The organism is Dyadobacter tibetensis Y620-1, assembly GCF_000566685.1.
In the GTDB taxonomy this organism is placed as follows: Bacteria; Bacteroidota; Bacteroidia; order Cytophagales; family Spirosomataceae; genus Dyadobacter; species Dyadobacter tibetensis.
This window is the reverse complement of sequence record NZ_AZQN01000012.1, coordinates 20585-35606: the sequence shown is the minus strand read 5'-3', so window position 1 is coordinate 35606 and position 15022 is coordinate 20585. Positions and strand designations below refer to the sequence as shown.

The following is a 15022-nucleotide window of genomic DNA, read 5'->3' as shown; positions in this document are numbered from 1 at the left end:
CCTAAAATTTTGCATTCATACACACGCATCAAACAACACGATATTACAGACTGCGGAGCAGCCTGTTTGACTTCCGTTGCGGCTCACTATAAATTGCACCTCCCAATCGCCCGTGTGCGGCAGTATGCCGGAACGGATCAAAAGGGCACTAACATGCTTGGGCTTATTGAGGCTGCGCAAAAGTTGGGTTTTCAGGCCAAGGGTGTAAAGGGAACAGCCGAAAGTATCTCTAAAATTCCATTGCCTGCTATTGCGCATATCATTATCAAGAAGGACCCCCAGGCTGTTGCTGTGAGTCCGGGCAGTGGCCTTCACCATTATGTGGTGCTGTATCGTGTAAAAGATAAGAAAGTCACCTACATGGATCCGGGTGATGGGAAGTTCCACACAAAATCCATTGATGAATTCAAACAGTTGTGGACGGGTGTATTGATGATCTTGCTTCCTTCTGATGAGTTTAAGGGGGGTGACCAGCGTGTTTCCGTACTGCGCCGCTTCTGGGCTTTGGTAAAGCCGCATAAAAGTGTCATGATTCAGGCATTATTTGGTGCAGCCGTAGCTACTTTACTGGGTTTATCCACCTCCATATATATCCAGAAAATAACCGATCATGTTCTGCCTTCAGCGAACATGAACTTGTTACGTTTATTGAGTGTCGGTATGTTGCTGATCCTGGTATTACAAACCCTAGTGGGCACAATAAAAACAGTTTTTGTTTTCAAAACTGGTCAGCAGATTGATGCGCAGCTAATTTTGGGATACTACAAACATTTGCTTACGCTTCCCCAGCAATTTTTTGACACCATGCGGGTCGGAGAGATTATTTCCAGAGTTAATGACGCCGTAAAAATTCGGTCCTTTATCAACGAGACCGTCCTAGATCTGGTCGTGAACGTGTTCATTGTGCTGTTTTCCTTTATGCTGATGTTTACCTATTACTGGAAACTGGCGTTGATTATGCTGGCCATCATTCCGTTTTATGTATTTTTTTATTGGATATCCAACCGAATTAATAAACGTCTTCAGCGTAAACTCATGGAGAATGCTGCCGAACTGGAAGCACAGCTGGTGGAATCTTTGAATGCGGCCGCTACGATTAAGCGTTTCGGTATGGAAAGCTACGCCAATTATAAAACCGAAACACGGTTTATACAGCTGCTTCGCACCATTTATAGCTCTTTTATGTCTTCGCTGTCCATTGGTACGGCCAGTGGTTTTATCTCACAGCTATTTACGATCGTCCTGCTCTGGGTTGGCACTTCTTTTGTTATAACCAATGAACTCACGGCTGGGGAGCTTTTTTCCTTTTACGCTTTAATCGGCTATTTTACCGGCCCGGCCGGAAGGCTCATCGGGGCGAACAAGACGATTCAGGATGCATTGATTGCTGCCGACAGGCTCTTCGAGATTATGGATCTGGAACGGGAGAAAACCGGACATAAAATAGAGCTTACAGCGGATATGATTGGAGATATCTATCTGGAAGAGGTGACTTTCCGGTATGGCACCCGTGCCCTTGTTTTCGAGAATTTAAGTCTTACGATGCAGAAAGGAAAAATTACTGCCATCGTGGGGGAAAGCGGCTCTGGGAAGTCTACACTTATTTCCTTACTGCAGAACTTATATCCGTTAAAAAATGGCCGTATCAGGATCGGTGACAATGATATTCAACATCTTAGCATTGAAAGTTTACGTAAGTTGGTTGGTGTAGTCCCGCAGCAAATTCATCTGTTTGCCGCATCGGTATTGGAAAACGTTGCCTTAGGTGAATTTGAACCGGATATGAAGAAAATGCTTTACTATGCCCGTAAACTGGGCATTCATGAGTTTATTGAAGAATTGCCGAACGGATACGCCACCGAATTAACAGAGAACGGGAATAATCTTTCCGGCGGACAACGGCAACGGCTGGCCATTCTGAGAGCACTCTATCGGGAGCCGGAGATTATTATTTTTGACGAAGCCACCTCGTCTTTGGACACCATATCGGAGCAGTGTGTGCAGGATACGATCAAGTCGCTATGTTCGATTGGAAAAACAGTCGTACTTATCGCGCATCGTTTATCGACGGTAAGGGAAGCGGATGAAATCATTGTTGTACATAAAGGTAAGGTGATCGAAAAAGGAACACATTTGACGCTGTTGGCAAAGAAGGGGCAATATGCATCGTTGTGGAGTCAGCAAAGTAATACGGCGTTGCCGGAAACCAATCATTCCATTTAACCCTAAAATATTTATGCAGCAGCAACTTTTTCCTGACGATGTGCTCGATAATAGCATAGAAGGGTATCTGCCCGGCGTGGCGGTCAGAAGCCAGTGGATTTATGCAGTTACTGTCGCTGCCATCATCCTCACCTTATTCTCTCTTCCTTTTATTTACATCGATATCTCGGTAGAAAGCCGGGGTAGTTTACGTACTTCCAACGAAAAAACAGAGCTTCGATCCCTCGTAAGTGGTGTAATCCGGAATGTGTCGGTAAGCGAGAACCAATCGGTCAGTAAAGGAAAAGTCCTGTACGAGATAAGTTCTCAGGAATTATCTTCGCGGATACAGCTAAATAGGGATCAGCAGGTTCAAAAAAACGCATTTATTCATGATCTGGAAAAATTGGTCAAACTTGATAAGTCTGGTTTGTACATGGAACACGTTTTCGGAACTTCGCTATATGCGCAACAATTCTTTTCCTTCCAGTCAAAAATGCAGGAGAACCTGTTTCACCAGCAAAAGATTAAAAAGGAACTGGACGCCGATAGAAAACTTTTCAAGGAAAAGGTGATTGCCATGCGTGAATTTGACAGTAAGGAATTTGAACATACGCAGTTGGTTGCACAGTATGAATCCGCTTTTCGTCAGCAAAAGGGGCAATGGCAATCTGATTTGAGCAGTCAGCGTGCAGACCTGCAGCAGCTTTCTGCAGAAGAAAAGCAGTTTACCGAACAAAGGAAAAATTACGTCGTTAATGCGCCTGTCGCCGGTACAATGCAGCAGATATCCGGAAAATATGCAGGTAGCTTTATACAAGCAGGGGAATCGCTGGGCATCATTTCGCCGGACGACTCCATGATTATAGCAGAATGTTATGTTTCTCCCCAGGATATAGGCCTGATCAAAAAAGGTCAGGATGTTTTGTTCCGGATGGACACATTTAACTATAATGAGTGGGGAATGGTAAAGGGTAAAGTGACCGATATCGCCCAGGATTTTACGATCCTGCAGGATCAGCCCGTCTTCAAAGTGAAATGCTCGCTGCAGAAGAAAAAGTTGCAATTGAAGAATGGATACAAAGTAGCGCTCACGAAAGGTCTGAGCCTTCGCGCTGAATTTGTTATCGCCAGACGTAGCTTGTACCAACTCATTTATGACAAGGCAGATGACTGGCTGAATCCTAAGAATGGGTAAAATCCCTTAACAGTTTTTCGCTGTCAAATTGGTAAATTACAATTTGCTCTAAAAAGGTCATCCAGGACGTACTAAAGGGGGATTTTCTAAATTCTTAAAAACACCTCTTCTCACTTGATAAAAAGATTTAACGGAACACCGCTAGATTGGATTATTTCAATTTTCTTACCCTCTCCACGCCAATTTTTTCATCTAAGAACATCCATAAACCTGATGAAGGATCTCAGGTTTGATCTGGCCATTTGTATCATGGCTGTAAGGGTTTCAGCTTGTATGACCTGCCAGTGAATGACCGTAATTTCAGGTTTGCTATCAAGGCAATCCTTATTTGGGTCTCTTTTCCTGGTTGGCTGTCCGAGTGAAATCCTCGTAACTCAAACGGTCCGCCGATGCGGTTTAGTTTAACCCGAAAAATTCAGACCAGATGTAAAAGATTTGTATGGATTGGTTTAATGCGTTACTTGTAAGGTAGTTAGGGGAAAAAGTAGTGCTTTTAGCGCACCTGTTTATGAGGAATAAAAATACGATTTTCTATCGAGGAAAAGCAGCCATTTCAATAGAGTTTTCTTGCGGGGGCATAAGTTCTGATGGTTCAGTGGTATTGCTGGAAAAACTAGATAGTAAACATGGGTTGATCCGTTATTTCAGTGATCAGATCTCCGACCAATATTAATTTTACATTTTCTAAAGATAAGAATAGGTAAGCCAAGCCTTGATTTGGCTTCTTATTTATAAACTTGATTTTGTAATTTTGATTTTGGTAGAAAAACTCGACTAATCCTTAACTATATTTTTGATTATATGAAAACTAAATTGCTCTGCCTGCTAGCAGCAATGGTATTGTTTACCTTTGGCTCCAATGCCCAGTCGTCGGAAAAGAAAAAGCCTAATATTATTTTCATTTTTTCGGATGATCATGCCTACCAAGCCATCAGTGCATATGGGAGCAAACTCACTACCACCCCCGGAATCGATAGACTGGCTAAGGAAGGTGCCCTGTTTACCAATGCCCTAGTCACCAATTCTATTTGCGGCCCTAGCCGCGCTACTTTACTCACAGGTAAGTACAGCCATATGAATGGGTATAAAAGGAATGATAGAACATTATTCGATACCACCCAACCCCTTCTTTCGCGCACTTTGCAACAGACGGGTTATCAGACGGCTTGGGTTGGGAAGATGCACCTCAACAGTCTGCCTGCTGGATTCGATTATTGGAATGTACTGCCTGGACAGGGACACTACTACAACCCCGACTTTATCAGCCAACCTAACGATACCACCCGATATAAAGGCTATGTGTCCGACTTAATCACACAGTTTTCTATCGATTTCTTAGAAAAGAGGGATACAGAAAAACCCTTTTTTATGATCGTAGGTCATAAGGCTACCCACCGCGAATGGTTACCCGACCTCCAGGACCTGGGAACTTTTGACGATACGAAATTCCCCCTTCCCGATAATTTTTATGATAACTATGCGGGTAGGAATTCTGCCGCTCATCAGGACATGACTATCGATAAGACCATGCTTCTCAAAGAGGATCTTAAAGTCGATATTGACTATCAAAAAAGTTGGATTTACAACCGCTTTGACGACAAGCAAAAGAAGGTGTTTAAGGCTTACTACGATAAAGTGTCGGCCGATTATCACAGCAAAGACAGGAAAGGGAAGGAGCTTATCGAGTGGAAATACCAGCGTTATATGAATGACTACCTCTCCACGGCCAAGTCACTGGATCGAAACATCGGTCAATTGTTGGATTATTTAGATAAAAATGGTCTGGCTGAAAATACCATCGTCATTTATGCCTCTGATCAGGGTTTTTATCTGGGCGAACATGGCTGGTTTGACAAACGGTTTATTTATGAAGAGTCTCTGAAAACACCATTTTTGATCCGTTATCCCGGTGTGGTGAAGCCTGGTACTACGATTGACCAACTGATGCTGAATATTGACTGGGCTCCTTCGATCATCGATTTGGCAGGAGGTAAAGTACCCGCACAGATGCAAGGAAAATCGTTTTTGCCCCTGTTACAAAGCGGTACTAGTGCCAAAACACCCTGGCGTAAAGAAGCATATTACCATTACTACGAATATCCACAACCCCATAGGGTTCATCCGCACTTTGGTATCCGTACCGATCGTTATAAGTTAGCGTATTTCTATAAAGGTGGAGATTCTTGGGAGTTATATGACCTGCAGGAAGATCCTACCGAAGTTTCCAATATTTATGGAAAGCAAGGAACAGAAAAGCTTACGGCCGATTTGAAGCAGAAGTTAAAAAAGCTGATGCAGGAATACAAAGATAAGGAGGCTCTGGAAATTCTTGCTAAGGCTAAACCATGATTTGGTGGTGCTTCGACAGACGCTCTTACGCTCTGCGTGATCAGCATGACACATACAATTGTCAGCCTGAGCTTGTCGAAGGCTCCTTACTATATCGTGTCAGCCTGAGCTTGTCGAAGGCTTTTTAGTATATCGTGTCAGCCTGAGCTTGTCGAAGGCTCTTTAATTATCGTGTCAAGCCTACAACTTGGAAAATGCTTAGGTACATACCTAATATCTTTTGCATGCGTGTACTTAACCTTTTACCATATTTAAGTATTGATAGATCGCCTTAGGTAATGTTAACAGTCCTGAAGGTTAGTAGAAAGGTATAAATTCGTACTTTGTAGGCCGGAATAAGGACAGAGAGAAGTGTTTAAATTGAAGTGAAATGTTTATTCAAAAGATGAAAAATAGTGGAGTATGGTTGCTGGCTGGAATAATTGCCGGAATGAGTGGCTGTCAGTCGGGCCAAACGGCCGAGCAGAAAACTGCAGACAGTCTGGCATTATGCGTTTCTCAGGGCATGCCATCTCGTGCTGCTGCCATAGCCGGTGCTACGAAGGTGGAAGCAGGGAAGTTGGATACTGCAGGCATGGTGCTCATAAAAGGAGGAGGTTTTCTGATGGGTGCCGATGAGTTTCCTGACTCGCGTCCCATGCATCAGGTAGTAGTAAGTGATTTTTATATGGATCGGCATGAGGTTACTAACGCTCAGTATGCAGAATTTGTAAAGGCCACCGGATACAAGACTGTCGCCGAGCGTCCTCTAAATCCTGCTGACTATCCAGGAGTTCCGGCCGACAAGCTTGTGCCCGGATCTGCCGTCTTTACACCTACGGCTACCAAAGTAAGCCTCCAGAATCCGCTGGCCTGGTGGACCTATGAGCCCGGCGCTAGCTGGCAACATCCTGAAGGAGCCGGAAGTAGCATTAAGGGCAGGGAAAATCATCCGGTAATACATATTTCTTATGAAGATGCCGCCGCTTATGCGCGCTGGGCTGGAAAAAGACTTCCAACGGAAGCCGAATGGGAATTTGCAGCCCAGGGGGGAAAGGGCAACCAAACATACTATTGGGGTAATGAACTAAAGCCGGGAAATAAATGGGTGGCTAATATCTATCAAGGTAGTTTTCCAGATAATAATACTAAAGAGGATGGCTACGCCGCTGCGGCTCCTGTGATGACATTCCCGCCTAATGCCTACGGTCTTTACGACATGGACGGAAACGTTTGGGAGTGGTGTGAAGATTTTTATCGCCCCGACTATTATAGTAAGAGCCCTAAAGAAAATCCGACGGGGCCTTCCGATAGTTACGATCCCGATGAGCCTGGTGCCGTGAAGCGGGTGCAGAGAGGGGGCTCCTTTCTGTGCAGCGATCAATACTGCATTCGTTATAAAGCAGGCAGCCGGGGAAAAGGAGAGGTTACCAGCGGTAGCAATAACCTGGGTTTTCGTTGTGTTGCTTCTCGATAAACCATCGGATCGGGTACAAATACTATAAGCGGCTCTTTGTGGGGCCGCTTTTTTTCGTGGTTTACATTGTCAAAGATCTATACTGGTATAATTGAAATCTTTGTCTAAATTAGGTATCGAAGGATGAAGCGTGGCTTCTAGTACCAACTTAGCATTTGTTTTGCAATGTCCCAACCTTTTTTAGTAATACCTGGCCTGGCCTCTTCCGGCCCCCTGCATTGGCAGAGTATATGGCAGCAACAATACCCCCATCTATTTAAACGCGTGGAACAAGACAACTGGGACTGGCCCGTGATGGTCGACTGGGTGGGGCGGTTACAGGAAGAAGTTTCACGTTTGACTGCGCCTGTCTATCTGGTGGCACATAGTATGGGCTGCATTACAGTGGCTCATTGGGCACAGCAGTTTTCCTCTGAGTTTGTCAAAGGAGCCATGTTAGTAGCCCCTGCAGATGCAGACTTGTCTCGTCGCCTTAGTTTTGTAGAAGGCTTTAGACCCATTCCAAGCGCAGTATTGCCGTTTAAATCGATAGTGGTTGCCAGCACTAATGACATGTATGCCAGTTTAGAACGGTCGACAGAGATGGCTAGCAGATGGGGAAGTGAGCTGATAAACCTAGGAGAAAAAGGACATCTTAATGCAGTATCAGGCTTGGGCGACTGGCCAGAAGGTAAGTCAGTATTAGAAAGATTGAGTGGAGTGAAACTGTCAGTACAACTGAAATAATTGGCCAGACTTAAAGTTCGGCTTCTAAAATGTACTGGAGGGCACTGTGTTTGCCTATTGAAATTCTGGAATGGTTTTTATTCCCCTCTGGTTAAGTTAGATTGGATTAAAATCATAACTTTAAGTGCAATTAATACTATTCACCTAAAATGCGATTAAAGATGAAAAAATGCTTTGTATTTCTTTTGGCCGGAATGTTCTTACATACGGCTGCATTTGCAGAAACAGATGGTGCCAAGGACAAGACTCTGAAAGTTGATACCAAAAATAGTAAAGTGGTTTGGCATGCAAAAAAGGTAACAGGAAGCCATGACGGCTATGTGCCCATTACTAGTGGAAGCCTGATATTAGATGGAGAAAAGCTTAAAGGTGGTACCTTTTTGATGGATGTTAAGTCATTGGTGGTTACCGATATTAAGGACAATGATATGAATGGTAAACTAACCAATCACTTAAAGAGTGATGATTTCTTCTCAGTTGAAAAGCACCCTCAAGCCAAATTGGTTATAACCTCGGCAACTCCAACTGGCGGGGACAAGTACAATATCAGTGGAGATCTGACCATAAAAGGCATTTCTGAACCTGTAACTTTTCCGGCTACGGTCAAAATGAACGCGGGTAAGGTACAAGCAGAAGCGAAGGTTACTGTGGACCGTACCAAATATGATATTAAATTCAGGTCTACTAATTTCTTTGAAAATTTGGGCGACAAAGCCATTATGGATGATTTTACTTTGGACGTTAATCTGGTTGCGGGTATGTAATTCCACCTATTAGTCCCGTCATGGTCCGCATATAATCCGACTCAGTTGCTGGGTCGGATTTGTTATCTTATTCGAATCCTATCTATCCATTTTAAATTCTGAACATGAAAAAAATTAACCTGTTAATACTGTCTTTGCTGATTGGCATCACCGCTCGGGGACAGTCAATCAATCCATTACCAGACTGGGCTTTTGGCGGCTTCGAACGACCCCAGGGGGTCAATCCAGTAATTTCCCCAGACTCTACTACCCGCTTTTTTTGCCCCATGAACCAGCGTATGCTCGATTGGGAGTCTAACGATACTTTCAATCCTGCTGCTACGATTCATGAGGGCAAAGTGGTAGTATTGTATCGTGCCGAAGATAAGGCAGGAAAGGAAATTGGTAAGCGCACTTCCCGAATTGGTTTCGCTCAGAGTGCCGAAGGCGTCACCTTTGATAGACGGAAAACCCCTGTGCTGTTTCCAGACAAGGATGCTCAGAAAGAATTTGAATGGCCTGGAGGATGTGAAGATCCTAGAGTAGCCGTAACGCCCGATGGTTTATATGTAATTTTTTATACCCAATGGAATCAGGATAAGGCCAGGATTGGGGTAGCCACATCACGCGATCTGATCACATGGAAGAAACATGGCCCTATTTTTAAGAAGGCCTATGGAGGGAAGTTCAATGAGATCTGGACCAAATCGGGCTCTATACTCACCCGTCTGGAAGGCGATAAGCAGGTTATCACCAAACTCAATGGTAAATACTGGTTGTACTTCGGCGAAGCAAATGTAAATGTGGCAACTTCTACGGATTTGATTAACTGGACACCCGTAATAAATACAGATGGAAATCTTAAAAACCTTATTTCTCCTCGAAAAGGATATTTCGATAGTAATCTTACAGAATGTGGCCCTCCAGCTATTTTGACGGATAAAGGTATTGTTCTCCTTTATAATGGGAAAAACGATAAGGGAGCCGAAGGAGATCTGCGTTTTACCCCCAATAGCTACTGCGCGGGACAAGTTCTGTTCGATAAAAACGATCCTACAAAAGTACTTGAGCGTTTAGACCTGCCTTTCTTCAGACCAATGGAACCGTTTGAGAAAAGTGGTCAATACGAAGCCGGTACCGTTTTTATTGAGGGTATGGTTTATTTTAAAAATAAATGGTTACTATATTATGGCTGTGCCGATTCGAAAGTTGGTCTCGCTATTTTCGACCCCAGCAAAAAAACACCCGGGGATCCTCTGCCATTTTAATTTATTCCCGGTTTCCCAACCGTATTCACTGGATATATCGGTTTAATCCAGATCGTCATTAACAGGTAACCTATTAAAGGGGAAATGTACTTAAATAGTAAGATGACGGAAATCTTAGATGGAAGAAATCTATCCGTTAATTCTTTACCAATACAAGGCTTATGGTAAGGGTAATAAGGCTTGGTTAGTGTGATTTCTTGAAATTATTTTTATTATTTTTTACACACTTTCAATCTAAACTTGTAGATATGGTCGTATATAATGGAAATTTAATTTGAATATTTCTATGAAAACGATCAGTATCAAAAACACACTTTTAGGCCTTGCTTTGTTATTTACCGCTTCTGCCTACGCGCAATCTGAAAAGTCCGTAATGGTAGGCGGAGCCGCCATGTATCCGTCTAAAAACATTATTGAAAATGCCGTAAACTCAAAGGATCACACGACGCTCGTGGCAGCTGTAAAGGCTGCAGGATTGGTTGAAACTCTATCTGGAGATGGCCCATTCACGGTTTTTGCCCCTGTGAACAAGGCATTTGAAGCGCTTCCTAAAGGCACCGTCGACAATTTATTGAAACCAGAAAATAAAGAAATGTTATCCACTGTTCTTACCTACCATGTGGTTTCGGGCCGTATTGATTCTGCCTCTTTAATGGAGATGATTAAAGACGGAAAAGGCAAAGCCATGGCCAAAACAGTTCAGGGAGAAGAATTGACTTTTATGAAGAAAGGTAAAGGAATTGAGGTGATGGATTCGAAGGGCAATAAAGCTATGGTTACTATTAAGGATGTGTACCAATCTAATGGCGTGATTCATGTAATTGATAAGGTATTAATGCCTTAAATTTCAAATCGCACCGATTTATAAATGATTGCAGAAGCTAAGATGGCGCTGCAATCATTTTTTATTTTCAGGCTACATAATTTTTTATCAGGTCAGAAAATCATTCCAAAGCTTGTACCTATACCTTGCTGTGAGGTTACGCGTAAGTCACCACCATGCATCTGCATAATTTGTTTTGAAAGGCTCAAACCTATACCCGAACCCGTTTTCTTTGTCGTAAAAAATGGGACAAATATCTTATCGATAGCTTCCGGTACAATACCGGTCCCATTGTCCATAACTTCAATGATTTTGTGAGAATTTTGTAAATAAGTTTTGATTTCAATACGGGCATTTTCAGAGTCTCCAACTGCTTCAACGGCGTTTTTGACCAAATTCAATAATACCATTTCAATTTGGCCCTGGTCGCATTCTATCTCGAAATTATGGATGATATTGATGTCTATAGGGGTTGATAGTATTAAATTTTCGAAGTGTCTTAAGATATCTGAGACCCATATGACTTTTAATGCGGGTTTTGGTAAAGTCGTGAAATCACGGTAGGCATTTACAAAATCAATTATTCCATTGCCCCGACTTTCGATCGTAGACAATGCCAGATTAAGGTCTTCCAGAGGTTCCTCAATACCTTCTTTCGATACAAAATCTTCGGATAAAATGGTTCGCATTGTACCTACCAAAGAGACAATTGGAGCAATGGAATTCATGATTTCATGTCTTAATACCTTGGTAAGGTTTTGCCAGGCTGTCACTTCTTTTATTTGGAGTTCTGTGCGTATATTTTGTATTCCTAAAATGTTAACCGTTCTACCCTGTAACTCTAATTTGGTGATAGTAATGGAAAGTTGTCGGCCTTCTTCACTTTCATACATAAGCCGCCCAGGTATGGAGATCTCCTGAATAGACTCGTACAAGTTGCCCTTGTTACTGTTACGTAAATCCGAGATTTTTCGAAGTTTGTGAAGATCTAAAAGTCTGATAGCAGCCTTATTCATAATTTCCACTTCACCAGACTTTTTGTAACAGATAATTCCTACGTCAATATGCTGTAGTACCGTATTTAAAAAATGAAAATTTGCTTCCTTTTCAGCGCGTGAGGCTCGGAACATCTCCATCACATTGGTTAGACGGCTATTCAAATCGGCAAAACTATTTCCCTTTTGACTGTCAGAGTTGAGTTTCACCGTAAAATCGGAATATTCTATTGACTCAAAGAATAGGGTCAATTTTCGGTTGACCGATGTGGTAACACGGTATAGAGAAATGCCTAGAAATAGCAATATCACTCCAATTAAGCAGGCAGCCAGGTACATTCTCAGAGCTACCAAAAAGGGCAAAGCACTGGCGGTAAGTACTAGGAGACTAATGCGTAATATGATTTGAATTGAAAACCTTTTCATGGTTAAATATTAAAGACCGTATTTTTCAATACGACGGTATAATGCCGCTCTAGATAATCCGAGTTCTTTTGCTGCCTCCGAAATATTTCCCCTCTGGCGTTGCATGACTTCTGAAATGAGCTGCCTTTCAACCTCTTCCAGATCATAGCTTTTTAACTTCGGGGAGCTTGACATTTCTCGTTCGGAACCAAATAGATCAGCCATTTCCAAGAGATTATTTTGGCATAAAATAACCGCACGCTCTACTGCATGTTGCAGTTCTCGCACATTCCCAGGCCATGCGTATAGCTCCATTTTCTGCTTTAAATTGGCAGAAAAACCAGCTATTTTTCGATTGTATTTTTTGTTATAAATATTCAGGAAATGGGAGGCCAACAACTCAATGTCTCCCTTACGGTTGCGTAAGGGGGGCATCTCAATGGTAACGGTATTAATCCTATAAAACAAATCTTCTCTGAATTCATTTGAGGCAACTTTTTCGCTAATGACCTCGTTGGTGGCGCAAATCAACCGGATATCGAGCTTCGTTTCTTTGTTTTGACCAAGTTTTACAATCGTACGATTCTGAAGTGTGTTCAATAGCTTCCGTTGCGTGGTGAGCGATAAATTCCCAACTTCGTCCAGAAAAAGTGTTCCCCTGTCGGCCTCTTCAAACTTCCCAATTCGGGTCGTTTTAGCGTCGGTAAAAGCACCCTTTTCATGGCCAAATAACTCGCTTTCAACCAGTGTTTCAGGTAAGGAGGCGATATCTGCCCGGATAAAGGGCCCCTTTGATCTAGTAGAGTTTTTATGTATGGCTTTGGCCATAAGGTCCTTACCTGTTCCATTCTCGCCCAGAATTAAAATATTGGCATCGGTTTTTGCTACCCGAAGCATCAGTTTCATTGCTTCTCGTAAAACCACCGATTCACCTATTAACTCATGCTCTATTTCGTTTATTTTCGGTACAGGTTCATCCAGGACCGCATGAAGGCTGTCCAATAGTTTTTGGTTGTTCCATGGTTTTAGTACAAAGTCTTTTGCTCCAAGTTTAATGGATTTGACCGCCATTTCAACATCCCCATAGGCCGTGAAGAGTACCACCTTGGCTTCCGGTTTTAGATCCAAAATTCTATCTAGCCAATGAAATCCTTCCATTCCAGAGCTCAAATCCTGCGTAAAATTCATATCCAGCAAAATCAGATCATAACAGTAGTTATTCAAAAGGAAGGGAATTTTCTCCGGTTTCTTCTCGATGGTGATTTCAGAAAAGTGTCGTTTCAAAAACAATTTGGCGGCACTCAAAATGTCAACATCATCATCTATTATTAGAATATGGGCCATGGGTTTGGTATGTCAGTGGTGATAGAACTACTAATTTACGCCTTTCTGAAGAAATGCGTCATGCAATATAAAGTGCTTGTCAAGTACTGTCCGAAATCGGACATATGTGTTCGTTTTCGATCAATAAAAATGATAATTTTTTATTTTAAATTCTTCATAATCAATGGTTTGTATTTGATGGCACAGCTTTGTTACTCTGGAAGTAGTGTTGATATTATCTGAACCAACGATGGACAAGAAAATTGAGAAAAAATATTGGAATACCAAACGAATCGCAATCATTGGGGGGGCTGTAATGGTGATTGCCTTACTGGCGTATAACTTTTTGATTGCAGATCACCGCTCGAAATTGAACGTAGAAACGGACAAAATAACGATTTCAGAAGTGAAAAACGGATCGTTTGATGAATTCATCATTATTCAAGGGGTGGTACAACCTTTGAAAACGATTCAGCTGGATGCTATCGTGGGTGGTTATGTTACTCAAAAACTGGTAGAGGGTGGCAATATGGTGAAGGAAGGAGATATTATTCTTCGCCTAGAAAATCAGCAACTCAAACTTAACTTTTTGCAGTCGGAAACGGAAGCGAGCCGGCTCGTAAATGACCTCCAAAATACCAGGCAACGGTTGAAGGTGGAGAAATTTAATCTCGACAAAACGTTGAACGATCTGGACTACCGGATCGCTGAGTTTAAAGACGTACATGACAGAAACAAGGTACTATTCAATCAGAAGGTGATTTCAGATAAAGAATTTACTAAAAGTAAAATCGATTATGATAAATTGGTTCAGGAGCGTAGTATCGAAATTCAGTCTCAAAAATACCAAGAGGAAAATGCCGAAATTCAGATTAAACAATTGGAAGGAACGCTGGCAAGAACCCAAAAAAATGTGGATTTATGGAGGCAAACTCTGGAAAATCTGGTCGTGAAAGCACCCGTTTCCGGATTACTGTCTTCCATTGATGTAGAAATTGGCTCGAACATCAATCAAGGTCAAAATATTGGACAAATTGATGACATGAATGGTTTTAAGATTCGTGCTGAGATAGATGAACATTATATATCTCGAATTTTTTCGGGCCTAGAGGCCAAATTTGACTTTGTTGGCAAGGTATATCCTATGCAGGTGGTCAAAATATATCCCGAAGTAAAAAGCGGAAGATTCGCCGTGGATATGATCTTCAAAAAAAACACTCCAAACGGTATACGCAGAGGTCAATCTTCTCCAATTCGATTGGAATTAGGTCAACCAGGACAAGCGATTTTATTACCAGTTGGTGGCTTCTTTTCCGATACTGGTGGAAACTGGGTCTATGTAGTGGATAAGAATAATCAGCGTGCTGAGAAAAGGAATATTACTTTGGGGCGTAAAAACCCGCAATATTATGAAGTGCTGGATGGCCTGAAACCAGGCGACCAGGTCATTACTAGCTCTTACGGGAATTTTGGGGAGAAGGAGGTGCTGGAGTTGAGGAATTAGCTACATAGGTGTTAGGGTTTAGGTGTTAGG

The 15022-nt window shown here is 42.4% G+C and carries 11 protein-coding genes; 9 read left to right on the top strand and 2 right to left on the bottom strand.

The features are described 5' to 3' along the window. The first annotated feature begins 9 nt into the window (after positions 1 to 9). The 8 genes from X939_RS0121165 to X939_RS0121125 all read left to right on the top strand — a co-directional run bounded on the left by X939_RS0121165 (position 10) and on the right by X939_RS0121125 (position 10786). Positions 10 to 2223, top strand: a complete 2214-nt coding sequence (locus X939_RS0121165; protein WP_025765275.1) for a peptidase domain-containing ABC transporter — start codon at positions 10 to 12, stop codon at positions 2221 to 2223. 13 nt (positions 2224 to 2236) lie between these two features. Beyond that, the gene (locus X939_RS0121160; RefSeq protein WP_025765274.1) at positions 2237 to 3400 is read left to right on the top strand and encodes an HlyD family secretion protein; all 1164 of its coding nucleotides are present in this window, start codon (positions 2237 to 2239) and stop codon (positions 3398 to 3400) included. A gap of 801 nt (positions 3401 to 4201) precedes the next feature. Continuing rightward, positions 4202 to 5749 (top strand): sulfatase family protein, encoded by a 1548-nt coding sequence (locus X939_RS0121150; RefSeq protein ID WP_025765273.1) that lies wholly within the window; start codon positions 4202 to 4204, stop codon positions 5747 to 5749. 370 nt (positions 5750 to 6119) lie between these two features. Next, on the top strand, positions 6120 to 7205 hold the full coding sequence (locus X939_RS0121145) for a formylglycine-generating enzyme family protein (RefSeq protein WP_229236128.1): 1086 nt from the start codon (positions 6120 to 6122) through the stop codon (positions 7203 to 7205). 165 nt (positions 7206 to 7370) lie between these two features. Next, positions 7371 to 7931 carry an RBBP9/YdeN family alpha/beta hydrolase gene (locus tag X939_RS0121140; protein ID WP_025765271.1) on the top strand — a complete coding sequence of 187 codons (561 nt, stop codon included), beginning with the start codon at positions 7371 to 7373 and terminating at the stop codon, positions 7929 to 7931. Between the two features lie 161 nt (positions 7932 to 8092). Further along, a complete protein-coding gene (locus tag X939_RS0121135; RefSeq protein ID WP_025765270.1) occupies positions 8093 to 8695 on the top strand; it encodes a YceI family protein in 603 nt (200 codons plus the stop codon). A gap of 104 nt (positions 8696 to 8799) precedes the next feature. Then, positions 8800 to 9942, top strand: coding sequence for a beta-1,2-mannosidase (locus X939_RS0121130; RefSeq protein ID WP_052353518.1), 1143 nt, complete (start codon positions 8800 to 8802; stop codon positions 9940 to 9942). Positions 9943 to 10228: 286 nt separating this feature from the next. After that, on the top strand, positions 10229 to 10786 hold the full coding sequence (locus tag X939_RS0121125; RefSeq protein WP_025765268.1) for a fasciclin domain-containing protein: 558 nt from the start codon (positions 10229 to 10231) through the stop codon (positions 10784 to 10786). Positions 10787 to 10878: 92 nt separating this feature from the next. On the opposite strand, the gene X939_RS0121120 is transcribed toward X939_RS0121125, so the two are convergent. Then, entirely contained in the window at positions 10879 to 12186 is a 1308-nt protein-coding gene (locus X939_RS0121120; protein ID WP_025765267.1) for a sensor histidine kinase, read from the bottom strand. 9 nt (positions 12187 to 12195) lie between these two features. Continuing rightward, on the bottom strand, positions 12196 to 13509 hold the full coding sequence (locus X939_RS0121115; protein ID WP_025765266.1) for a sigma-54-dependent transcriptional regulator: 1314 nt from the start codon (positions 13507 to 13509) through the stop codon (positions 12196 to 12198). A 229-nt stretch (positions 13510 to 13738) separates the two neighbouring features. Between X939_RS0121115 and X939_RS0121105 the strand changes: the two genes are divergently transcribed. Beyond that, complete coding sequence (locus tag X939_RS0121105) at positions 13739 to 14992, top strand: efflux RND transporter periplasmic adaptor subunit (protein WP_025765264.1); 1254 nt, start codon at positions 13739 to 13741, stop codon at positions 14990 to 14992. Positions 14993 to 15022: the final 30 nt, after the last annotated feature.

What these genes read in the sequence shown, in the direction of transcription:
- X939_RS0121120 (WP_025765267.1), bottom strand. Translation starts at nt 12,186, where the DNA reads ATGAAAAGGTTTTCAATTCAAATCATATTACGCATTAGTCTCCTAGTA.
- X939_RS0121125 (WP_025765268.1), top strand. Translation starts at nt 10,229, where the DNA reads ATGAAAACGATCAGTATCAAAAACACACTTTTAGGCCTTGCTTTGTTA.
- X939_RS0121130 (WP_052353518.1), top strand. Translation starts at nt 8,800, where the DNA reads ATGAAAAAAATTAACCTGTTAATACTGTCTTTGCTGATTGGCATCACC.
- X939_RS0121145 (WP_229236128.1), top strand. Translation starts at nt 6,120, where the DNA reads ATGTTTATTCAAAAGATGAAAAATAGTGGAGTATGGTTGCTGGCTGGA.
- X939_RS0121115 (WP_025765266.1), bottom strand. Translation starts at nt 13,509, where the DNA reads ATGGCCCATATTCTAATAATAGATGATGATGTTGACATTTTGAGTGCC.
- X939_RS0121150 (WP_025765273.1), top strand. Translation starts at nt 4,202, where the DNA reads ATGAAAACTAAATTGCTCTGCCTGCTAGCAGCAATGGTATTGTTTACC.
- X939_RS0121160 (WP_025765274.1), top strand. Translation starts at nt 2,237, where the DNA reads ATGCAGCAGCAACTTTTTCCTGACGATGTGCTCGATAATAGCATAGAA.
- X939_RS0121135 (WP_025765270.1), top strand. Translation starts at nt 8,093, where the DNA reads ATGAAAAAATGCTTTGTATTTCTTTTGGCCGGAATGTTCTTACATACG.
- X939_RS0121105 (WP_025765264.1), top strand. Translation starts at nt 13,739, where the DNA reads ATGGACAAGAAAATTGAGAAAAAATATTGGAATACCAAACGAATCGCA.
- X939_RS0121140 (WP_025765271.1), top strand. Translation starts at nt 7,371, where the DNA reads ATGTCCCAACCTTTTTTAGTAATACCTGGCCTGGCCTCTTCCGGCCCC.